Source organism: Pseudomonas weihenstephanensis, from assembly GCF_016812185.1.
Lineage (GTDB): Bacteria > Pseudomonadota > Gammaproteobacteria > Pseudomonadales > Pseudomonadaceae > Aquipseudomonas > Aquipseudomonas weihenstephanensis.
Genome location: NZ_JAAEBV010000010.1, coordinates 66,252 through 87,500, shown reverse-complemented (window position 1 = coordinate 87,500; position 21,249 = coordinate 66,252). Strand labels below are relative to the sequence as shown.

Annotated in this window: 18 protein-coding genes; 8 read left to right on the top strand and 10 right to left on the bottom strand. The window is 58.1% G+C overall.

Annotation, left to right across the window (positions count from 1 at the left end):
- Positions 1–3,074 (bottom strand): retention module-containing protein (locus GYN01_RS21970; RefSeq protein ID WP_203307792.1); only part of this gene is annotated, 3,074 nt, incomplete at its 3' end.
- A 498-nt stretch (positions 3,075–3,572) separates the two neighbouring features.
- Between GYN01_RS21970 and GYN01_RS21965 the strand changes: the two genes are divergently transcribed.
- Genes GYN01_RS21965 through GYN01_RS21955 form a run of 3 tightly spaced genes read left to right on the top strand, consistent with a single transcriptional unit; the run spans position 3,573 to position 8,471 of the window.
- Entirely contained in the window at positions 3,573–4,928 is a 1,356-nt protein-coding gene (locus GYN01_RS21965) for a TolC family outer membrane protein (RefSeq protein ID WP_048366325.1), read from the top strand.
- A gap of 18 nt (positions 4,929–4,946) precedes the next feature.
- Positions 4,947–7,106, top strand: coding sequence for a type I secretion system permease/ATPase (locus GYN01_RS21960; RefSeq protein ID WP_048366326.1), 2,160 nt, complete (start codon positions 4,947–4,949; stop codon positions 7,104–7,106).
- A 9-nt stretch (positions 7,107–7,115) separates the two neighbouring features.
- Positions 7,116–8,471, top strand: a complete 1,356-nt coding sequence (locus tag GYN01_RS21955; RefSeq protein WP_048402554.1) for an HlyD family type I secretion periplasmic adaptor subunit — start codon at positions 7,116–7,118, stop codon at positions 8,469–8,471.
- Between the two features lie 95 nt (positions 8,472–8,566).
- On the opposite strand, the gene GYN01_RS21950 is transcribed toward GYN01_RS21955, so the two are convergent.
- Both GYN01_RS21950 and GYN01_RS21945 read right to left on the bottom strand, forming a co-directional pair.
- Entirely contained in the window at positions 8,567–9,169 is a 603-nt protein-coding gene (locus GYN01_RS21950; protein WP_048366328.1) for a tRNA-uridine aminocarboxypropyltransferase, read from the bottom strand.
- A gap of 16 nt (positions 9,170–9,185) precedes the next feature.
- Entirely contained in the window at positions 9,186–10,079 is an 894-nt protein-coding gene (locus GYN01_RS21945) for a LysR family transcriptional regulator (protein WP_048366329.1), read from the bottom strand.
- A gap of 235 nt (positions 10,080–10,314) precedes the next feature.
- Between GYN01_RS21945 and speB the strand changes: the two genes are divergently transcribed.
- Positions 10,315–11,265, top strand: coding sequence for an agmatinase (speB, locus tag GYN01_RS21940; protein WP_048366330.1), 951 nt, complete (start codon positions 10,315–10,317; stop codon positions 11,263–11,265).
- 109 nt (positions 11,266–11,374) lie between these two features.
- Positions 11,375–12,754, top strand: coding sequence for a sodium:solute symporter family protein (locus tag GYN01_RS21935; protein ID WP_048366331.1), 1,380 nt, complete (start codon positions 11,375–11,377; stop codon positions 12,752–12,754).
- A gap of 106 nt (positions 12,755–12,860) precedes the next feature.
- Here the strand turns inward: GYN01_RS21935 and GYN01_RS22530 are convergent, their stop codons facing one another.
- A complete protein-coding gene (locus GYN01_RS22530) occupies positions 12,861–12,986 on the bottom strand; it encodes a PA1414 family protein (RefSeq protein ID WP_275296456.1) in 126 nt (41 codons plus the stop codon).
- Positions 12,987–13,145: 159 nt separating this feature from the next.
- Entirely contained in the window at positions 13,146–14,018 is an 873-nt protein-coding gene (gene ptrR / locus GYN01_RS21930; protein WP_048366332.1) for a putrescine utilization regulator PtrR, read from the bottom strand.
- Between the two features lie 103 nt (positions 14,019–14,121).
- On the opposite strand from ptrR, the gene GYN01_RS21925 reads away from it, so the two are divergent.
- Positions 14,122–15,303, top strand: a complete 1,182-nt coding sequence (locus tag GYN01_RS21925; protein WP_203307791.1) for an MFS transporter — start codon at positions 14,122–14,124, stop codon at positions 15,301–15,303.
- On the opposite strand, the gene GYN01_RS21920 is transcribed toward GYN01_RS21925, so the two are convergent.
- From GYN01_RS21920 to GYN01_RS21910, 3 genes are read right to left on the bottom strand one after another with little or no spacing between them, the layout of a single operon-like run.
- Positions 15,251–16,180 carry a DMT family transporter gene (locus GYN01_RS21920; RefSeq protein ID WP_203307790.1) on the bottom strand — a complete coding sequence of 310 codons (930 nt, stop codon included), beginning with the start codon at positions 16,178–16,180 and terminating at the stop codon, positions 15,251–15,253. The two genes, GYN01_RS21925 and GYN01_RS21920, sit on opposite strands and share 53 nt — an antisense overlap.
- A gap of 18 nt (positions 16,181–16,198) precedes the next feature.
- Entirely contained in the window at positions 16,199–16,603 is a 405-nt protein-coding gene (locus GYN01_RS21915) for a DUF2177 family protein (protein ID WP_048366335.1), read from the bottom strand.
- 25 nt (positions 16,604–16,628) lie between these two features.
- Complete coding sequence (locus GYN01_RS21910) at positions 16,629–17,465, bottom strand: CvfB family protein (RefSeq protein ID WP_203307789.1); 837 nt, start codon at positions 17,463–17,465, stop codon at positions 16,629–16,631.
- Positions 17,466–17,822: 357 nt separating this feature from the next.
- On the opposite strand from GYN01_RS21910, the gene GYN01_RS21905 reads away from it, so the two are divergent.
- Complete coding sequence (locus GYN01_RS21905) at positions 17,823–18,002, top strand: hypothetical protein (protein ID WP_019410559.1); 180 nt, start codon at positions 17,823–17,825, stop codon at positions 18,000–18,002.
- A gap of 182 nt (positions 18,003–18,184) precedes the next feature.
- A complete protein-coding gene (locus tag GYN01_RS21900; protein WP_203307788.1) occupies positions 18,185–18,907 on the top strand; it encodes a TorF family putative porin in 723 nt (240 codons plus the stop codon).
- A 276-nt stretch (positions 18,908–19,183) separates the two neighbouring features.
- Here the strand turns inward: GYN01_RS21900 and GYN01_RS21895 are convergent, their stop codons facing one another.
- Positions 19,184–19,576 carry a transcriptional regulator gene (locus GYN01_RS21895; protein WP_203307787.1) on the bottom strand — a complete coding sequence of 131 codons (393 nt, stop codon included), beginning with the start codon at positions 19,574–19,576 and terminating at the stop codon, positions 19,184–19,186.
- Positions 19,577–19,713: 137 nt separating this feature from the next.
- Entirely contained in the window at positions 19,714–21,060 is a 1,347-nt protein-coding gene (locus tag GYN01_RS21890; protein ID WP_048366339.1) for a DEAD/DEAH box helicase, read from the bottom strand.
- Positions 21,061–21,249 lie beyond the last annotated feature (189 nt).

Sequence of the window (21,249 nt, the reverse complement as noted above, 5' to 3'; positions counted from 1 at the left end):
CCCGGTGTGGTTTTTGGCGCCGAGGTCAGGGTGTAGGTGTATTGGCCATTGGCATTCAGTTGGATTTGGCCATAGGCGCCCGCTGTATTGCTCAAAAGTACGAAGGTCAGCGCGCCCGAACCGCCCGAAGTGTTGGCGGTCAGGTTGCCGGTGACGGTTTCAGCGGTTGAATCCGGCGCGCTGCCGGTCACGCTGCCCGGAGCCAGATCGAGACCGTCCTGAGTTTGGTCGAGGGCGTTTTCGAATACCGTCGCCTGCGCATCGCTGACCACTTTCAAACCGCTGTCGGTCAGGGTGAAAGTTACGGTGGCGGTGCTTTGGTCGCCGTCGCCATCGCGAATGGTGTAGGTAAAGGTGTCAGCGGCGGTCGGTGTGGTCACCAGGTTTGGTGTGCCTTTGTACACCGCCGTGCCATCCGCCGAGATGGTCAGCGTGCCGTAGGTGCCGTTGATGACGGTGCTGCCGCCACTGGTGACGGTGACTGCGGCGTTGCTGCCTGCTTTGATGGCAACCACTGTCGCGCCATCTGCGCCCACTACATCGTTGGTCAGTACGTTAAGGGTCGAGGTGCCGCCTTCGATCAGGCCGCCGGTGTCATTTGCCGCGCTCGGCACGTCATCGACGATATTGACGTCTACCGTTCCCGTGGCAGTGCTGCCATCGACATCGGTGGCAACGACAGCAAACTGTTCACTCACGCTGTTGGTGCCGTCGCCTGCCGGATGCTGATCCGCGCCAGTGAGTGTGTAGCTGTAGGAAACAACGCCCGTCACCGGGTTGTACCCGTTGACGGTAAAGGTGTTGTTCAGCCCGGTGTTGAGGGTTTGCACACCCGTATTGATGACGCCGTCCTTGATGATGTCGATACCGCCGACGCTCAAGTTTTGCAGGCCATCGAGCGAGGTGACGGTGAACGTGCCCGACTGGGTCAATGGCCCTTTGGCATCCACGGGTGTACTGCCCGCAGGCAGATTGCTTTCATACAGGGTCAGCTCGCCACCCCCCACGTCCAGCCCGGTCAAGACCACCGGATCATTGTTGTTGTGAACGTTCAGCACCAGTTGCGCGGTGCTGGCGTCACCGTCCGAGTCGGTCAGGGTGTAGGTGAAGGTGTCGGTACCATTACCGCCGCCCTTCAAGGCCAAAAAGGCAGGGTCGGTCGAATGTACGGTGTAGGTATAAGTACCGTCAGTGGCCAGTACCAAGGTGCCATAGGTCCCGGTAAACGTACCGGCCGTGATCGGCCCAGCGCCAACACGGTCGGCGCCCTGAACATCGTTGCTCAGTACGTTGCCTGTGAGTTGCAGATTGCTTTCCGAGGCAATGCCGTCGTTGTTGTCATTGACCGCCGTGGGCACATCGTCGATCACGTTAGCGATCAGCGTGCTGGTGCCGGTGGTGCCATTGGTATCGGTGGCTATGACGCTGAATTGTTCACCCAACACGTTTGCGCCATTGCCCGCTGCGTGCGAGTCATTGCCGTTAAGTGTGTAGGTGTAAGTGACGATACCCGTGGTGGCATCGTAACCGGTGACTGTCAGCGTGTTGTTCAGGCCAGTGGTGATGGACTGGCCGACACCGCTGACCACCCCGCCGCTGATCACGTTAATGCCGCCCACAGACAAGCTCTGTAAACCGTCGGGCGCGTTGATTGTGAAAGAGCCTTGCTGAGTCAGCGCGGCGGCATCGGGGGCGGAGCCCGTGGGCAAGTGAGCCTCATTGAGTGGTGTCAGGTTGCCATTGATGCCGGGGATGATACTCACCGTATCGTCGTTGTTGTGGATGTTGAGCACCAGGTTGGCCGTGCTGCTGTCACCGTCTGAGTCAGTCAGGGTGTAGCTGAAGGTTTCGGTGCTATTACCCCCGCCTTTGAGGGCCAGAAAATCAGCATCCTGAGGGTTCAGCGTGTAGGTATAAGTACCGTCTGCGGCCAGGGTCAAGGTGCCGTATGTGCCCGTAAAAGTACCCGCCGTTACAGGTCCGGTCGCTACACGGTCAGCGCCCTGACTATCGTTGGTCAGTACGCTGCCACTGAGCGTCAGTTGGGTTTCGGACGCCACCCCCGCGTGGCTGTCGTTAAACGCCGTGGGCACGTCATCGACCACGTTGATGTCCAGACTGTTGGTAGCGGTGCTGCCATTACTGTCGGTGGCGATGACTGAGAAATGTTCGCTCAGGCTGTTGGCGCCCTGACCCGCAGGATGTGCGTCATTGCCGTTGAGGGTGTAGCTGTAACTGACCACGCCAGTCGTCGGGTTGTAGCCCGTAATGGTCAATGTATTGCCCAAGCCCGTGGTGATGGATTGACCTACACCGCTCGCAACTGAGCCATTGACCACCGTTATGCCGCCGACATTCAACGTCAAAAGCCCATCAGGCGCAGACACGCTGAAGGTGCCGCTTTGCGTCAGGGCCGCCGGGTTACTGGCCGAACCAAGCGCCAGACTGGCTTCACTCAGCGTCAACTCGCCGCCTTCTACCGACAGGCCGGTCAGGGTGACAGGGTTATCGGGAGGCACGACGACCGGTGGCGGCACAAGCGCGCCCTCGTCGTCATCGCGCAGGCCAATCACCCGCTCCTCAACGAATTCGGGAATACCATTAAACCCGGCGGTCGGAAAACCAATGATCGGGTCAACGCGACCTGCCACCTCTTCAAGCAGCACAAAGGTGTGCCCGCCACCCAATTGACCACCTGGCGCACCAGTGGCCGCCGGACCGGCGGCAGTTGCTTCAGCCACCTGGGTCGGGTCTTCGCCTGCCGCGATGGCCGCCTGGAGTTTTTCAACGTCTGTCAGTTGGGCTTCGCTGGGGGTCAACGTTTCAGGGGAATCAACGTGGGATGTCGGGTTTTGGCTCAGCAATGCAGAGGACAGGTTCATGGTGCTTTCGCGGCCCATGGTCAGCTCACCACCACCTTGCAAATGGATCGCCACCGCACCCGCAGTGCCCGTCTCCAACTGCTCACCGGCAAACACACGATCACCTTCAATCAGCACTCGGCGGGAACCATCACTGGCAATCGCAACTACCTGGCCAACCACGTTGCTAACGACACCGATCAAACTAGCCATGTCCATTCCCTCTGCTGCCGAGCGCATTCGGCCTGTGTGATCACGAGGACATGCAAAAGCTCAGGCAGGGAGGCTGGATCAATAGCGCGCGATGGCAAAAACGTGGCCGGATTAAATCATTTGGCCTGCACAACCCGCTTAAAAACCCAACAAAAACAGCGGTCAAATTGCCATCAGTCAATAAGTTGACATTTTTTACCGCTGACCCAGCCACCCTCCCAAGCCCATTTGCTGCACATCCGAAAAATAGTTTTGAACTTTTAAGCCCCTAAAAAGCGCCCTGAAAAAAGCGAAAAACGGGCTTTTCAGTGAGAACTGTGTCTCGAATCCTGAAGAAGTCATAAGTTTTTTTCGGACTAAGCCTTATGAGAAATACTTCTTAGCTCGCGCCAAAGATGTTCTTAGCTTGGTTGTTACAAGCCTGAAACGGTTTGACCTAAAAATTACGTCATTTTTTTGGCGACAGCTAAGCATCATTGATTCAGGGAGAAGTACCTCATGCGCGTTTTGAACCCTCTTTGCAGCGCTATTTTACTGGCCATGGCGTGCAGCCAGGCGCAGGCCATGTCCATTACCGAGGCGATCCAGAGCACCATCAATACGCACCCGGAGCTGCAAGCCAGCGAGAACAATCGCCTGTCTGCCAACGAGGATGTCAACGTCGCCAAAGGAGGGTTTTATCCATCTGTTGATTTGACCGCCAGCTACGGTCGAGGCTACAGCGATAACCCCAACACCCGGGGTTTGAATAGCCACAACACGGAAACGCTGAACTACACGACCTCTGAACTGCGCCTGCGGCAAATGCTGTTTGACGGGTTCAACACCTCCAACGAAGTGGGTCGCACTCAAGCGGTGGTCAATTCGCGCGCCTACTACGTGCAGGGTACCGCCGAGAGCCTGGCACTGCGCACCATCGAGGTGTACCTCGAAGTGCTCAAGCGTCGCGAAATGCTGACCCTGGCCAAAAATAACTTGCAGGCCCACTTACGGGTAAACGATCAAATCGGCATGCGCAGCGAGCGCGGCATCGGCAGCATCGCTGACCAAGACCAATCCATCGCCCGTCGCGCACTCGCCGAAAACAACTTTCAGACAGCCGAAGTGGACTTAGCCGACGCCGAATCCAATTTCTACAGTGTGGTCGGGCGCCTGCCTGATCAACTGGAAACGCCGCCCTCGATCAAGGGTGAACTGCCGGGCAATTTCACCGCAGCCCAACAAAGCATGCTGATCAATAACCCGTACCTGAAGTCGGCACAGGCCGACGTGCAGGCCGCCGAGAAACAGTACGAAGTGGCCAAGTCACCGTTTTACCCGCGTTTTGACGGCGAACTGGCCGTGGGCGCCAACGATAACGTGCAAGGTCAGGTAGGCCATGACAACGAATGGCGTGCCGGGGTGGTGATGAACTACAACCTGTTCAAGGGCGGCAGTGACAAGGCGCGCTTGAAATCGGACTCGCACAAAATCAATCAGGCGATGGACATCCGCAATAACGCGCTGCGCATGCTCAACGAAAACCTCAACCTGGCGTGGCACGCCATGAACAATGCGCGCCTGCAAACTCCGACCGCACGTCAATACGCTGAAACATCGGCCAAGGTGCGCGTGGCGTACCAAGATCAGTTCGGCCTGGGCCAGCGCACCCTGCTTGACCTGCTCGACAGTGAAAACGAGGTATACAACGCCAACCGCCGCTACACCGAAGTGCGCTACACCGAAGAGTTTTCGATGTACCGCGTACTGGCGAACATGGGGGAATTACTGCGTAAGGAAAACGTTGTCATGCCCGCAGAATCTATCGCCCAGACCGAAGTAAAAAGCGATGCCCGTTTGCCGGAAATGAAGTAAGCGCCTGGAGTAAACCCTTTGACCACCTTGCAAGAAATAGGGCAAGGCGTAGATCCACGCCTGAGCTTTGATGACCCGTTGTTGGATGGTCTGTTAATACTGTGTCAGGTGCACGGGGCCACTGTCAGCCGTGCCAGCCTGACCGCTGGCCTGCCGCTGCCCGAGCAGCGCCTGAGCCTGGACTTGCTGACCCGCGCCGCCGCACGCGCAGGTTTACAGGCGCGGGTATTGCGCCGCGAGTTGAGTGCCATTTCGGCGCTTAACTTGCCCGTATTACTGATTCTCAAAGACAGCCGTTGCGCCGTATTGCGGCGCTGGGGCGAAGACGGCAAGGCACTGATCCTGCCCAGCGAAGCCGAAGGTGGCGAGCAATGGGTCAGCCGTGAAGAGTTGGAGCAGGACTACAGCGGACAGGCTTTATTCGCACGGCCGCGGCACGAACTTGAGGACCTGCGCGCGCCGCTGGTGCCGCGGGTCAGTGCGTGGTTTCGCGACACCCTCAAATTGTCCCGCTGGCTCTACAGTGACGCCATTCTTGCCAGCTTGCTGATCAACGTCCTCGGCTTGATGGTGCCGCTGTTCGTGATGCAAACCTACGACCGCGTGGTGCCCAACCAGGCCACCTCCACCTTGTGGGTATTGGCCATTGGCCTGCTCATCGGCACCGGGTTTGAAATGGTGCTGCGACTGGTGCGTGCGCACCTGCTGGACCAAGCAGGCAAGCGCACCGACCTGATCCTGTCGGCGACGTTGTTTGAACGCATCACCGGCATGTCGATGAAAGCCAGGCCCGCGACCATTGGCGGTTTCGCGCAAAGCATTCACGACTTTCAGGGGTTACGCGAATTTCTCACGGCCGTGACCCTCACCAGCCTGATCGACCTGCCATTTGCCGTGCTGATGCTGGTGGTGATCGGTTTGCTGGGCGGGTGGCTGGTGCTGATCCCATTGATCGCCTTCCCCATCACCATAGGCTTTGCCTGGTTGATTCAGGTGCGCTTGCGCGACACCGTGCAAAAAAGCCTGGCATTGGGCGCTGAGCGCCAGGCATTGCTGATCGAAACCCTCAGCGGCCTGGAAACCCTCAAAGCCTGTAGTGCAGAAAGCGAGCGCCAGCACCACTGGGAAAGCACCCACGCCGCCCTCACCCGGCTTGATGCCCATGCCCGCAACCTCTCGGCGCTGGCCACCAATGGCACGCTGTTCATTCAGCAACTGTGCGGCATGGCGACTATCGTCGCCGGGGTGTACAGCATCATTGCCGGCAACCTGAGTGTCGGCGCGCTGGTAGCAACCTACATGCTGGGCAGTCGGGTCCTCGCTCCACTGGGCCAAATCGCCGGGCTGATTACCCGTTATCAACAAGCCCAGTTGACCATGCGCAGTACCGATGCACTGATGTCACTGCCCCAAGAACGCGATCCGAAACAGCGCCCTCTGGAGCGCACCCAACTCACAGGTGCAATCGAAGCCAGCCGCGTGACCTTTCGCTACGCCGGGCAAAGCAGCCCGGCACTTGCCGAGATCAGTTTCAGTATCAAGGCCGGAGAACGGGTCGGCATCATCGGGCGCAGCGGCTCGGGCAAAAGTACGCTGGGGCGTTTGGTGATGGGCTTCTTTGCCCCCGATGAAGGGCAAATCCTGCTCGATGGCCTCGACCTGCGACAGCTGGACGTGGCCGACCTGCGCCAACAAATCGGCTATGTGGCCCACGACCTGCCGTTGTTGGCGGGCAGCCTGCGCGACAACCTGACCCTGGGCGCGCGCTACATCAGTGACGCGCGCATGCTCGAAGTGGCCGAACTGACGGGCGTCAGCGAACTGGCCCGCCAGCACCCGCAAGGCTTCGACCGCCCGGTGGGTGAGCGCGGGCAACTGCTCTCGGGGGGTCAACGCCAAGCCGTATTACTGGCGCGGGCGTTGTTGTTAAGCCCACCGATCATGCTGCTCGACGAACCCACCAGCGCGATGGACAACGCCAGCGAAGACGCCCTGCGCCAGCGCTTGCACACCTGGATGCAAGGCAAAACCCTGCTGCTGGTCACCCACCGCACCGCCATGCTCAGTTTGGTCGACCGCTTGATCGTGCTGGATAACGGCCGGATCGTTGCAGATGGCCCCAAAGAAGCGGTTATTGACGCGTTGCGCAAGGGCCGTGTCGGCTCTGCCGCCGTTTAGGAGAGATGTATGTCTGCACGCTCCGGCTTGCGCAGTTATCTGGACAGTTTCAAGAAAAGTGGCGAAAGCGACTACATGCCCGAGGCCACCGGGGCTGCACTGCAAGACTCACCGCGCCTGTCGCGCATCACCGTGTGGATCGCGGCGGCGTTGATTATTGTGGCGCTGCTGTGGGCCAAGTTCGCGGTACTGGACGAAGTGACCGTGGGCGATGGCAAGGCCATTCCTTCGAGCAAGGTACAAGTCATCCAGAACCTTGAAGGCGGGATCGTCACTGAGCTGTTGGTGCGCGAAGGGCAAATGGTCAATAAGGGCGATACGCTGCTGCGCCTGGATGACACGCGTTTTTTGTCCAACCGTGGCGAAAGTGAAGCCGACCGTTACGCCCTCACCGCCCAGGTTGAACGCCTGTCAGCCGAAGCCGAGGGACGGCCGTTTGAGCTGTCACCCGAAGTGATCGCCAAAGCGCCGCAAGTGGCTGAAGACGAAAAATCGCTGTTCCTGCAACGTCAGCGGCGGCTCAACAGCGAGCAGCGCACGCTGACCGAGCAATTGCGCCAAAAAACCCAGGAGTTGGCCGAGTTTCGCTCCAAACAAGAGCAGTTTCGTAACAGCCTGGCGTTGTTGAATCAGGAGATGAACATGTCGGCGCCACTGGTGGGTACGGGGGCGGTATCGCCGGTCGAAATCTTGCGTCTCAAACGTAGCGCGGTCGAAATTCGCGGTTCGCTGGACTCCACGACCCTGGCCATACCACGGGCAGAAGCGGCGATGAATGAAATCCGCAGCAAAATCGACGAATCGGTACAAACCTTTCGCTCGGACGCGGCCAAGGAACTGAATCAAAAACGCACCGACCTGTCGAAAATCACCGCCACCAGCATCGCCATTGACGACCGGGTAAGCCGCACCACGGTGGTATCGCCGGTCCACGGCATCGTCAAACAGCTGAAGGTCAACACCATTGGCGGCGTAGTCCAGCCGGGCAGTGACATGGTGGAAATCGTACCGCTGGAAGACAACCTGTTGATTGAGGCCAAAGTACGACCTCAGGATGTCGCGTTTCTGCATCCTGGACAGAAAGCCATGGTCAAGTTCAGCGCTTATGACTACACGATTTACGGAGGCATGAGCGCCAAACTGGAATTGATTGGTGCCGACACCATCACCGACGACAAGGGCAACAGCTTTTACCTGATCCAGGTGCGCACCGACAAAAATCACTTGGGCGGTGATCAAAAACCCCTGCTGATCATTCCCGGCATGACCGCGGCAGTGGACATCGTCACCGGGCAAAAAAGCGTGCTGGATTACTTGCTCAAACCGGTGTTGAAAGCCCGAACAGAGTCATTGCGCGAACGGTAGGACACCAGGGAACTGACGAGTCAGGCGAGGCTGTGACCGACCGCACAGCCGTCGTATAACCCTTCAACCCGGGTGTCTCAGACGCGCGCCTTTGCTCAGGCTTTATCGAGGTGATTGCGCTGGTAGGTTTGGGCGCCCATCGCTTCAATCTGCCCTTCAATCAAGGCTTCAAACGGGCGCAACAAAGGCTCGAACACACTCGGCGCTTCAAGTATTTCCAGGGTCTGCACGATCGCTTCCAGCGTGGATAACGCGCCGGGCCCCGGCGCCTTGCGTAATCGATAGCGCGACTGCGCGCCCTCGGGCAGGGTCACCCGCGGCACATTCGCCAACAGGGGGTTGAGGTGCAATAACTTGCGCGCCTTACGCCATGTACCATCCGGCACCACCAGCAACCACGGCAGGCTGTCTTCAGCCTTATGCGCCGCAATCAGTTGCGCCCCTTGCCCCGGAAACAACAGCCGCGCCTGATAACCCGGCGGGTTGAGCAATGTCTCCAGATCGTCAAACACTTCACCCACCCGTAACTCTGCATTGCTCAGGCCCAGCGCGGCCAGGCGTGCGGTATTGAGCGCATGGCCGACCTCGCTCGGATGCTGTAGGAGTAACACGCGGGTGCGGCTGTGCAGGTGAGGGATCAGTTCGCACAAGCAGTGCGACTGAGGGCGCAGGCAGCGAGGGCATTGGGCTCGGGACATGGAGGAACGCTCGTCGTCAGGATTGGTTGAGCTGCGCTTTGAGCAGATCACGGAAAGTTTGAATCAACGGTTCGCGGCTGCGGCCACGGCGCACAATCATCGAAAACGGCGCCTGATAACCGAACGTCGCAGGCAGCAATACGCGCAAGTCGCCTTTATCCACCCACGGCTCGGCATAGTGCTGGGGCAAGTAGCCAATGTAGGCCCCTGAAAGCACCAAAATCAGTTGCGCCTCCATGCTGTCGACCGTGGCCGCGCTGTGTTTGAAACCGTGACGCGCCAACTCGGCCTGGCTCCAGTAACCCCGCCCGACCATGCGTTGTTGTGTAATCACCGGCTCGGGAATGCGTCGTTCGCTGAACAACGGATGCCGCGCGCTGCAATACAGCCAATGCTGCTCGCGGTACAGCGGCTGATAAACCAGGCCGCTCATGCGCGACGAAAACGCGCCAATCGCCAAGTCCAGCCGGTTGTCTTGCACACCGAGCTGGAGTTCATACGGGCTCATCACGGATAAATGCAAGTGCACGGCCGGGTGTTCCTGGCTGTAGGCACCAACCGCCTCGGCAAACGGCAGCGCCTTGTCACTGACCGTGGAGTCGATCACGCCCAGGTTCAACGTGCCGCGTAACTCGCCTTTGAGCGCGGCGGCGTACTGCTCGAACCCTTCGAGTTCGCCCAGCAGGCGCAAGGTTTCCTGATGGAACAACTCGCCCTTGCTGGTCAGGCTGAAACCACCGCGCCCACGGTGGCACAGCACCAGGCCCAGGCTTGCTTCAAGCTGGCTCATGTAGGTGCTGATCGCCGAGGTCGAGAGGTTCAATGCCTGCTGTGCATTGGCAAAGCCTTGGTGGCGGACCACGCTGGCAAAAATACGTAATAGTTTCAGATCGGGTAAAGCGTTGGCCATTAGAGACTCACTTATACCGAGTGGCATGAACCTCACAACGCACGGGCGCAGGAAAATGGCGATGCCAAAATCGAGAGCTGCACGTTATGCAGATGATATTGAGCGTTAGCCTAACCGCTTGGTCGACATTAGTTTAGAAAAATATGAACTAAGTATTTGCCTGTAGGGATTCTTCCAGTCGCCGGCCTTTCGCAGAATCAGTCGCCATAACCACAACAAACGACGAGGTCTACCCGTGGACAAAATTCTGCACCAACCACTGGGCGGTAACGAAATGCCGCGCTTCGCCGGCATCGCCACCATGATGCGCTTGCCTCACCTGCAATCAGCCGCCGGGCTGGACGCGGCTTTTATCGGTGTACCGCTGGACATCGGCACCTCACTGCGTGCCGGCACCCGCTTCGGGCCCCGGGAGATCCGCGCGGAATCCGTGATGATTCGCCCTTACAACATGGCCACCGGCGCAGCCCCATTCGACTCGCTGTCGGTGGCTGACATCGGCGACGTAGCAATCAACACCTTCAACCTGCTGGATGCGGTGCGAATTATCGAACAAGCCTACGACGAAATCCTCGAACACGCTGTCATCCCGCTGACTCTGGGGGGCGATCACACCATCACCCTGCCGATCCTGCGCGCGATCCATAAAAAGCATGGCAAGGTCGGGCTGGTGCACATCGATGCCCACGCCGACGTCAACGATCATATGTTTGGCGAGAAGATCGCCCACGGCACGACCTTCCGCCGGGCCGTCGAAGAAGGCTTGCTGGACTGTGATCGCGTGGTGCAAATCGGCCTGCGCGCACAAGGCTATACCGCTGAAGATTTCAACTGGAGCCGCAAACAGGGGTTTCGCGTGGTGCAGGCCGAAGAGTGCTGGCACAAATCCCTCGCGCCGCTGATGGCCGAAGTCCGTGAGAAAGTCGGCGGCGGCCCGGTTTACCTGAGCTTTGACATTGATGGCATCGACCCGGCCTGGGCGCCTGGCACCGGCACCCCGGAAATCGGCGGGCTGACCACAATCCAGGCGATTGAGGTGATTCGCGGCTGTCAGGGCCTCGACCTGGTGGGTTGCGATCTGGTAGAAGTCTCGCCGCCTTACGACACCACCGGTAACACCTCGTTGCTAGGCGCTAATTTGCTCTACGAAATGCTTTGCGTGCTACCCGGCGTAGCGCACCGATAAGGACATCGTCAACCCGTGCCAACGGCGCTTTGCAGTCTTGAACTGACGGCACCGTTGCACACTGCTGTGCGTTTGCATCCATAAAAAAAATAATTGGAGATTCGCCATCATGGCTATAGATCTACTGGTCGTCCTTATCTACGCAGCGGCAATGCTGGTGCTCGGCTACTACGGCATGCGCAAGGCCAAAACCCACGAAGACTATTTGGTGGCCGGGCGCAACCTGGGCCCCACGTTGTACATGGGCACCATGGCCGCCACCGTGTTGGGCGGCGCGTCGACGGTGGGCACGGTACGCCTGGGGTATGTACACGGCATTTCGGGTTTTTGGCTGTGCGCGGCGCTGGGCTGCGGGATCATCGCACTGAACCTGTTTTTGGCGAAACCGCTGCTCAAGCTAAAAGTTTTTACCGTCACCCAAGTGCTGGAAAAACGCTACAACCCGATGGCGCGTCAAGCCAGTGCGGTGATCATGCTGGCCTATGCGCTGATGATTGGCGTGACCTCGATTCTGGCCATTGGTACGGTGCTGGAAGTGCTGTTCGGCCTGCCATTTTGGGTCTCGATCTTGATCGGCGGTGGCGTGGTGGTGGTGTATTCGACCATCGGCGGCATGTGGTCGCTGACCCTGACCGACATCGTGCAGTTCGTGATCAAGACCGTGGGCCTGATGTTTGTCCTGCTGCCGATCTGCCTGTATCGCGTGGGCGGCTGGGATGAACTGGTGAGCAAGTTGCCCGCGTCCAACTTCAATTTCACCAGCATTGGCTGGGATACGATCGTCACCTATTTCATGATTTATTTCTTCGGCATTCTGATCGGCCAAGACATATGGCAACGGGTATTTACCGCCAAAACGCCCAAAGTTGCCAAGTACGCCGGCACCTTTGCAGGCTTCTACTGCATCCTTTACGGGCTGACCTGCGCCTTGATCGGCATGGCCGCGCACGTCTTGATCCCGGATCTGGACAACGTCAACAACGCCTTTGCGGCCATCGTTAAAGTCTCGCTGCCGGACGGTATTCGCGGGTTGGTGATTGCAGCCGCCCTGGCCGCCATGATGTCCACCGCCAGTGCGGGTTTGCTGGCAGCGTCCACGGTGCTCACCGAAGACCTGTTGCCCAAACTGCGCGGCGGCAAGCAATCGAGCCTGTCGATCAATCGCCTGTTCACACTGCTCACCGGGATGGCGGTATTGGCCATCGCGCTGGTGGTCAACGACGTGATCAGTGCGCTCACGCTGGCGTATAACCTGTTGGTCGGCGGGATGCTGGTGCCCTTGATCGGCGCCATTTACTGGAAACGCGCGACCACCGCCGGCGCGATTTGCAGCATGAGCCTGGGCTTTATTACCGCGCTGGTGTTTATGTTCAAGGACGGCCTGGACGCCAATACACCGATTTATTACAGCCTCGGCGTCGCATTGATCAGCTTTATTGTGGTCAGCCTGATGGCACGTCGCCCAGCCACGGTGGTGAGCGCCGTCTAAATACGTTTTCTGTGGGGCAATGCTGACTTCAGCGGGTGCGACGTCGACGGTCGTACCCGTTTTTTCTGGACAGCAAACACCCTGCGTTCACTGCACTCGCCAGCTTTTAACGGCGACGTTGCGGGCGACGACGCGGATTTTCGACAGGAATCGGTACAGGTTGCAGCGGCGGCTCAATTAGGCCAAGCGCCACACCCACGTCATGCAGCCAGGTTTGCAGTTTGTCTTTCATAAATCCCCCTTGGGGTTACACCGGCGACCCCTAATCTTTGGTCGCTTCGTACAGATAATAGTCCTAAGTCCTACGCAATGCTTGCCGGAAGTCAATGAACTTTTGGCTAATTTCGCACAAATGCGACTGATGCCGATACCTGAAGTTACATTGCAGGCATTACGCCATGTTGCAGGGCTGTGTGTGTTGCAATTCAATCCAGGCATTGAGGTTGGCGCCCATCATGCCTTTGCGCCACATCAGCCAGGTGGTTGCGCTGTCAAACGGCGGTTGCAAAGGGTGCGCACGTACGCTTTCACGCCCCGGCAAACTGGCCAGCATCGATTCTGGCATCAGCGCCACGCCCGACCCTGCCACCACACATGCCAGCATGCCTTGGTAAGACTCGATCTCCATGACCCGTCCCATGGCGGCACGGTCGCTGGCGTACCACGCTTCAAGCCGTGAGCGATAGGAACAACCCTGGCGGAAGGTGAAGACTTCACGACCTTGCACGTCTTGCGCGCGGGTGATTGGCACGTGGTCCAGATCACTGATCAGCACCAGGCGTTCTTGGCAAAACGCCACGCCATCCAGCCCGGCCAACTCCAGCGGACCGTCCACCAGCGCGGCGTCCAGCCGACCGGTCAGCAAACCTTCAAGCAGCTCGCCGCTGGGCGCGGATTGAACGTGCAAATTCACCGCCGGGTAGCTGCGGTGATAACGCGCCAACAAGGCGGGCAAGTGTATGGCCGCCGTGCTGTACATCGTGCCCAAGGTGAATTTGCCCGCTGGCACCCCACCCTGCACTGCGCCCAATGCTTCTTCACGCAGGGCAAACAGTCTCGCGGTGTAATCGAGCAGCACCTTGCCCGCCGCTGACAGCTGCAAACGCTGACGTTCGCGCACAAACAACTCGACGCCCATCTGCTCCTCAAGCTGCTTGAGCCTTGTCGACAGGTTCGACGGTACGCGGTGCAGGCGTTCAGCCGCGCGGGTGATGGAGCCTTCCTCGGCCACGGCCTGAAAAATGCGTAATTGGCTGAACTCCACACCGTTCTCCAAAACAGAATAAGTCACTCACTATTATTCAATTTTAATGAAAGTCAATCCTCTCTAGCCTGACGGTCATTGTCTTCTTGCAGGAATTGCTGCCATGTCTGCTCTGTTGCACCTGTTCGCCAGCTTTATCGCCCTTGTCATGGCGATGGGGATTGGCCGGTTTTCGCTTACGCCACAACTGCCGCATTTAATCAGCGAAGGCCAGATCGACCTGACCGGCGCCGGGCTGATCGCAGCCGCCAATTACCTGGGCTATTTGATCGGTGCGCTGGACGCCATCCGCGCCCGACGTCCTGCCCAAGTGCATAACCGCCTGCTAAGCGGTTTATGGCTATGCGTGGGCCTGACCTTCGTTTCGTTCTGGGCACAAGGCTTTTGGCCACATCTGGTGCTGCGATTTGGCGCCGGTGTCGCCAGCGCCTGGGTGATGGTGATGATCACCTCCCTCAGCCAACACTTGGCCGTGTCGAACCATCGCCCACGCCTCGGGGCACTGGTCTTTGCCGGGCCGGGGGTCGGTGTACTGCTCACCGGGTTGCTGGCGCTGGGCGCCAATGTCACAGGCCAAAACTCCGCGACGTTATGGCTGATCTATGCGGTCGCTGCACTGATCATGCTGTTGGCTATTTTGCCGATGCTGCCCACGCCCGCTGCGCAGCCGTCACCCTCTGTCACCGTAGCGCCCAGTGCCCGTACGCCCGGCATCTCACGTTTGGGCGCCATTTATGGGCTGTATGGTTTGGGCTACATCATCCCGGCAACGTTTTTGTCACAGATGGCCAATGCTCGCTTTCATGGCCAATGGCAGGCTGATCTGTTCTGGCCGGCCTTCGGCCTGTGCGCCGCACTGGGTGTGCTGTTGATCAGCTTTAGACGCATCAACCCAAACACCACGCGCTATGGGTTGATGGGGGGGTTATGGATTCAAGCACTGGGCGTGCTGGCCTGCTTGTTACCCAGCAGTGCGGGCCTGGCACTGGGTGTGATCCTGTGCGGGACACCCTTTTTGGCCTGCATGCCTTTGGTGATGCAACGCTCGCGGGACCTTGCGCCCCACGCCACGCAACGTAACGCCGCGTTATTGACGGCCTGCTTCGCGGTGGGACAGTTGAGCGGCCCTTTACTGGCGGCACTCAGCAGCCATTTCAGTGGCGGCTTGCAACCTGCGTTAGCGGTGGCGGCCTGTGGCTTGCTGGTCGCAGGCGTACTGGCTTTGCACTCGGTCAATGCCCCAGCAGCGTGCGCACCCTGCGACGCATCCACTGCTCTGCGCTGACAAACGTGATGCCAAACAGCACGAAAATCGCGCCCACCACGAAGTTGACACTCAGCGGCTCATCAAGCACCAACACGCCGAACGTCACGCCAAACAGCGGGGTCATAAAAGAAAACACCGCCAGGTTGGATGCCAGATAGCGCTGGAGCATCCAGAACCACACCAGATAGCTAAAGAATGAAACCACCAACCCCTGAAACAGCACACTGGCCACCGCAACGGTGGTCAGGCTGACATGGCTGATTTGACCACTGAGGGCGGCAATCAACAGCAAACCGACAAAGCCGATGATCAGCTGGTAAAACAGCGTCAGCGTGACCGGCGCCTCAGATAAACGCGAACCCCGGACCACCACCGTGGTGGCGCCCCACGCCATGCCCGCCAAAATCCCATAGGCGTCACCCAGCAGCATGTTGCGGTCCATGTCAGCCAGCGATACGCCACCGGCAAAGGCGAACACGATGCCGACGAATGCGAGAAAAATCCCCAGCCACTGCAACGGCCGCAAACGCTCGCCGGGCAACAGCCAGTTGACGCCCAAGGCGGTGAAGATAGGCGCGGTGTAGAGAAATACCGACATGTGCGCAGCGCTGGTCAGTTGCAATCCTTCAGAAATAAAGAAGAACTCAAGAGCAAACAGGCTACCCGCCAACAGGCCGCCACGCCAAGTGACCGGCACCTGGCTCCAGCCGCCTTTGCAGCAAATCAACACGCCCACCAGCAACGCGGAAATGCCCGACCGGGCAGCCGCTTGCATCACCGGAGCAATGTCCAGGGCAGCGGTTTTGATCACCACCTGTTGTACGCCCCAAATCAGGCAAAGGCCTAACATGACTTGCAGTGCGAAGGCATCCGTTGCTCGCCGCGAAACACTCATATCAACACCTTGAAAACATCAAGCCGCCAGTTTGCGGGCGGTCCAATAACCTGAAAGCGACGCCAGGCAGGTCAACAGCGTGCCCCACGCCATGTCCATCAGCGCCAGCTGTGCAGACCAGCCATTGAGCGTCGCCCAGTTGGTCATGTCGTAAGTGCCATAGGCGATCAGGCCGAAGAATGCACCGCTCAGCGCTGCCCTGCGGGCACTGCCACGGGTCAGCGCGGGGCGCACCACAAAAAACACCACACCGAGGACGTACATCAAATAGAAGACGATGGCCGGGCCCCACTTGGGAGGCTCCAGCATCAAGGGGCCGAACAGCTCTTTATAGGTAGAGCTCATGAGCAGGCCCAACCAAAGGCCGTCGAGTATCAGAAAAGCCAGTAACGCACCGATATACGCCCAAACACTTTTCCGCATGTCGACAGCCCTCTTGGCAGTTGGATCAGATCAATTGAATGCGGTCCGGGTGGATCGCAATCTTGCCTTCCTTGTACAACGAGCCGATGGCTTTTTTGAAGTTGCCTTTACTGACACCAAACAGGCTGCTGATCAGCTCGGGATCACTTTTGTCGCTCACCGCCAACACGCCATCGTTACCGCGCAGTTTGCTCAGGATCTTGGCGTTCAGGCTGCTGGCCGCTTCCTGACCGACTGGCTGCAAGCTCAAACTGATTTTGCCGTCAGCGCGGATTTCTTTGACAAAGCCTTTTTCTTGCTTGCCCGCCCGCATGAACTTGAAGATTTCGTTCTTGTGGATCAGGCCCCAATGCTTGTTATTGATCACCGCCTTGAAGCCCATGTCGGTGGCTTCGGCCACCAGCAGGTCAACTTCCTGGCCGACTTGATACGTGGCCGGGGTTTTATCCAGGTAGCGATCCAGGCGTGCAGTGGCCGTGATACGACGGGTGTGCTTGTCGAGATAGACGTGCACCACCACGTATTCGCCCGCCGTCATCTGGCGTTTTTCTTCGGAATACGGCAACAGCAAATCTTTGGGCAACCCCCAATCGAGGAATACACCGATGCTATTAACTTCAACCACTTTCAGACTGGCGAACTCACCCACCTGAACTTTTGGTTTTTCAGTGGTGGCAATTAACTTGTCATCACTGTCCAAATAAACAAAAACGTTGAGCCAGTCTTCATCTTCACTGGGAATGTCTTTGGGAATATAACGGTTGGGCAATAGAATTTCGCCGTCTGCCCCGCCGTCCAGATACAAACCAAAGTGGGTGTGCTTCACCACTTGCAAACTGTTGTAGCGACCGATTAAAGCCATGTCCAATACCCTCATTACGTGGGCGGCATTCTACCCGAGTTTAGGGGGGCACATCGAAGCTGTAGGACGCCGCCCCGAAAAAATCTGCCCAGCGCCCGGTTTACGGGCATCGGCCAGCGCTGTTGCGCGCCGCTCGTCAGCCCGACCGGCGAAAACCTGCGCCCGAGCCCCGTCTTTAGCCGGCAATAAACCAGTGAATGTTTTTAATTAAAACAGCCAGTTAGCCGGTGATTACGAGAGTGAATATATTCAAGGCCCGGCGCCTTATATTATTTTACGGAGATATTTAACAAGCCATTGTCAAGTATTTCAGGTACTATCGCTGGCCAAGTTATTTTCTACAGGTCAATAGCCGTCATGCGCGTAAAAGCATCCGCCAGCAAAGCAAAGCCAGCTCCCGCAGTTGAAACCAGTGATTCGATCAATGCGCAAATCGCCGCATTCTTGAAATCCGGTGGCGAGATCCAGCAAATTGACAAAGGCGTCAGCGGCCAGACTTTCGGCCCGTCCAAGCAAATCACGCTGGGCAAAAAGTAACACCCTCGCGTCACTAGGTCCTCATGCGCTTTGCCTGCACAAAGCGCTAGGACTATCGGCTACCTCCCCTCTAAATGTTCGTCTGGCTCGATAAATCGACGAACGGCACACTGTGGCCGGCATTCACCCGTATCCTCTAAGCCCTCTAGATCAAGCCTCTGCGCGCACAACAGGAGGAATGCATGCTCACACGGGCGTTAATGCTGACCGGCACTCTGCTGGCCAGCACGTTAGTTGATGCACAGGTCTTCTCCCGCGAACTGGGGGATTTCGACCTCAAACTCGCCACTCAACCCAGCCGCAGCATGGCCCAAGGCCTGGTCAAACCCACCAGCCCCGGCTCGACCTTTCATGGCGGCCTGGACTTGACCCACGACAGTGGCTGGTACGTCGGCCAGTGGGCGCCGACGATGGGTATCAAGCCCGGCACTAACCTCGAAGTCGACTCCTACCTGGGTTACAAACACCCTTTCGACCAAACCCTGAGTTACGAGCTGGGGATGATCCATTACAGCTACCCCAAACTCAGCCCGCTCGACAGCCAGCAGTTCTACGCAGGGTTGACGGTGCTCGGAACCCGCTTAGGCGCAGCGTTCAGCAACGACCCGAACCGGCATGACAGCACATTATTTGCCGACCTTGGGGTCAACCAGCCGTTAGGCATTGGGGTGAGCATGAAATACACCACCCACCAGCTGGGCACCCCGGTGTCGATTGCCGAGGGCGGCAGTGTGCGCGCCTTCAATGACTGGTCAATCAAGTTCTCCCGCCCCTTCATGGGCATCGACCTCAACCTGATCTACAGCGACTCTAGCCTGGAGGGCGCGGAGTGCTCAGCCTATTCGGGGCAGAACAGCCAATGTGATGGTTTGGTCACGCTCAAGGCTGAGCGCGCGTTTTACTGACTCAAAGGCCTTGAACCGCCGCCCTGGCTTGCTCGATCCACAGCCGCTTTTCTGTTCCAGCTCGCCAGCATGCTGCGCCTCCCACATCTTTCGTGCTCAGACGGGCTACGAGGCACGCCGCCATATGGCCTGACATGGCGCCCGCCGCCTCGTTTGACGCTCAAATGATTAACGCTATCTCGGTGTGATTCACCCCACAGGTAAAGGCCTGCGACGGCGCAGTCGTTGACGCACAAAACCCTGGCCGTTCTGCGACAAAACGGCCAGAGAGTGCACTCAAGCGAGTTGCGCCTTGGCCGCCAGCGCATCAAACGTCGCGGGATCAAGCGGGTCCGCCTGTTCATCCAGCACCTGCAACGGGTGATCATTGCCTGGAATAGCGCTGTCGATCAGGCTCAGCAACTGCGACCCGCGCTCAGTCAGGACAAAATTCTCACCTGTACCCCCCTCGTCTTCAGGACGCGGCGCGATAAAACCTTGTTTGAGCAACAGCGCTTCGTAATTGCAGGCCAGTACTTTCAGCTCATCAACATCGCCCACCGGCTGATCCTGATTCTGGAGGTCTACAGCGTACTGTTCGGCATACACCCGTGGTGTAAATGGCTTACCTGCGCCATTTTGCACCTCGTGCAGAAGACGCTCGATCAGTGCCCAATTATAAGTGGTCATCAGCTTCACTCCCCTACGGTTAGATGAAATGTCCTTCTTGAGTAGTGACTGATAATCCCGGCAGACGTTCAGGCGCTTTTGCCCAGACAATAAAAAACCCGGCCGAGGCCGGGTTTTTGCACCTTTATACCTGCGCTTTATTCAGCGGCGGGTGCTTCTGGCTTACGGCGCTTGAGCGGCGCCATGCCGTCTTTGCTGACCAATGACAGAGCATCGGTCTTAGGACGGTTAGCGATTTTGCGCTTGGTCGGTGCCTTGGCGCCTGACTTCTTCTTCACGCCTTTGGCGTCAGTCTTTTTCTTCTTCACGCCAACCGCTTTGCCCGAAGCCTTGACGTTTTTCGGTCCGCCGTAGGTGCCTTTGACTTCCTTGATGGTGCGACGCTCGAAGCTTTGCTTCAAGTAACGCTCAACGCTGGACATCAGGTTCCAGTCGCCGTGGCAGATCAACGAGATCGCCAAACCTTCGTTGCCGGCACGGCCGGTACGGCCGATACGGTGTACGTATTCGTCGCCGCTGCGTGGCATGTCGAAGTTGATCACTAAGTCCAGGCCTTCAACGTCCAGGCCACGGGCTGCCACGTCAGTGGCCACCAGAATCTTGACCCCGCCTTGCTTGAGGCGGTCGATGGCCAGTTTGCGGTCCTTCTGGTCTTTCTCACCGTGCAAGACAAACGCTTTGTAGTCCTGAGCCACCAGACGGCCGTAGATACGGTCAGCCATAGCGCGGGTGTTGGTGAAAACAATGGCTTTTTGATACGTCTCGTTGGCCAGCAACCAGTTAACAATCTGCTCTTTGTGCTGATTATGGTCGGCGGTGATGATTTGCTGACGCGTGGTGGCGTTCAGCTGGCTGACCTGATTGAGCTGCAAGTGTTCGGCGTTGTCCAGCACTTTGCCGACCATTTCACGCAGCCCCGAACCACCGGTGGTGGCCGAAAATAGCATGGTCTGCTGACGGTTCTGGCACTCGTCGACCAGACGCTGCACGTCCTCGGCGAAGCCCATGTCGAGCATCCGGTCAGCTTCGTCGAGTACCAGCACTTCAACTTCTTTCAAGTCCAAGTTGCCGGCGTTCAGTTGCTCCAGCAGACGGCCCGGCGTACCGATCAGGATATCCGGCACCTTGCGCAGCATGGCAGCCTGGACCTTGAAGTCTTCACCGCCGGTGATCAAGCCGGACTTGATGAACGTAAACTGCGAAAAACGCTCCACTTCCTTGAGCGTTTGCTGTGCCAGCTCGCGGGTAGGCAGCAGGATCAGCGCTTTGATGCTGACGCGGATTTTGGCCGGGCCAATCAGGCGGTTCAGAATGGGCAAGACGAAAGCAGCGGTTTTGCCACTCCCGGTCTGAGCTGTCACCCGCAGGTCACGCCCTTGGAGCGCGAGCGGAATGGCCGCTGCTTGCACAGGCGTAGGCTCGACAAATTTAAGCTCGGCCACAGCTTTAAGCAGGCGTTCGTGCAGGGCGAAATCGGAAAACACGGGTGCTACCTCGAAGAAATGCAAAAAATCAGCGGCATAGAGTAAACGTTTCGAGCGCTCAGGCCGAGTGACTTTGCATGAACGGCGTGAAAGAAATGAATTTTTACGCTCTTTAGTCCCGCATCAGCCCATTGAACACCTGTAAATGCTCTAATCCCCGAGCCATTTACTTCTGGGGTAACGTTTTCG

Bases quoted from the DNA above. Each gene is read 5' to 3' on its own strand.
- GYN01_RS21965 (WP_048366325.1), top strand. From the start codon at position 3,573: ATGCGCGTTTTGAACCCTCTTTGCAGCGCTATTTTACTGGCCATGGCG.
- GYN01_RS21955 (WP_048402554.1), top strand. From the start codon at position 7,116: ATGTCTGCACGCTCCGGCTTGCGCAGTTATCTGGACAGTTTCAAGAAA.
- GYN01_RS21950 (WP_048366328.1), bottom strand. From the start codon at position 9,169: ATGTCCCGAGCCCAATGCCCTCGCTGCCTGCGCCCTCAGTCGCACTGC.
- GYN01_RS21945 (WP_048366329.1), bottom strand. From the start codon at position 10,079: ATGGCCAACGCTTTACCCGATCTGAAACTATTACGTATTTTTGCCAGC.
- GYN01_RS21935 (WP_048366331.1), top strand. From the start codon at position 11,375: ATGGCTATAGATCTACTGGTCGTCCTTATCTACGCAGCGGCAATGCTG.
- GYN01_RS22530 (WP_275296456.1), bottom strand. From the start codon at position 12,986: ATGAAAGACAAACTGCAAACCTGGCTGCATGACGTGGGTGTGGCGCTT.
- GYN01_RS21925 (WP_203307791.1), top strand. From the start codon at position 14,122: ATGTCTGCTCTGTTGCACCTGTTCGCCAGCTTTATCGCCCTTGTCATG.
- GYN01_RS21920 (WP_203307790.1), bottom strand. From the start codon at position 16,180: ATGAGTGTTTCGCGGCGAGCAACGGATGCCTTCGCACTGCAAGTCATG.
- GYN01_RS21915 (WP_048366335.1), bottom strand. From the start codon at position 16,603: ATGCGGAAAAGTGTTTGGGCGTATATCGGTGCGTTACTGGCTTTTCTG.
- GYN01_RS21910 (WP_203307789.1), bottom strand. From the start codon at position 17,465: ATGGCTTTAATCGGTCGCTACAACAGTTTGCAAGTGGTGAAGCACACC.
- GYN01_RS21905 (WP_019410559.1), top strand. From the start codon at position 17,823: ATGCGCGTAAAAGCATCCGCCAGCAAAGCAAAGCCAGCTCCCGCAGTT.
- GYN01_RS21900 (WP_203307788.1), top strand. From the start codon at position 18,185: ATGCTCACACGGGCGTTAATGCTGACCGGCACTCTGCTGGCCAGCACG.
- GYN01_RS21895 (WP_203307787.1), bottom strand. From the start codon at position 19,576: ATGACCACTTATAATTGGGCACTGATCGAGCGTCTTCTGCACGAGGTG.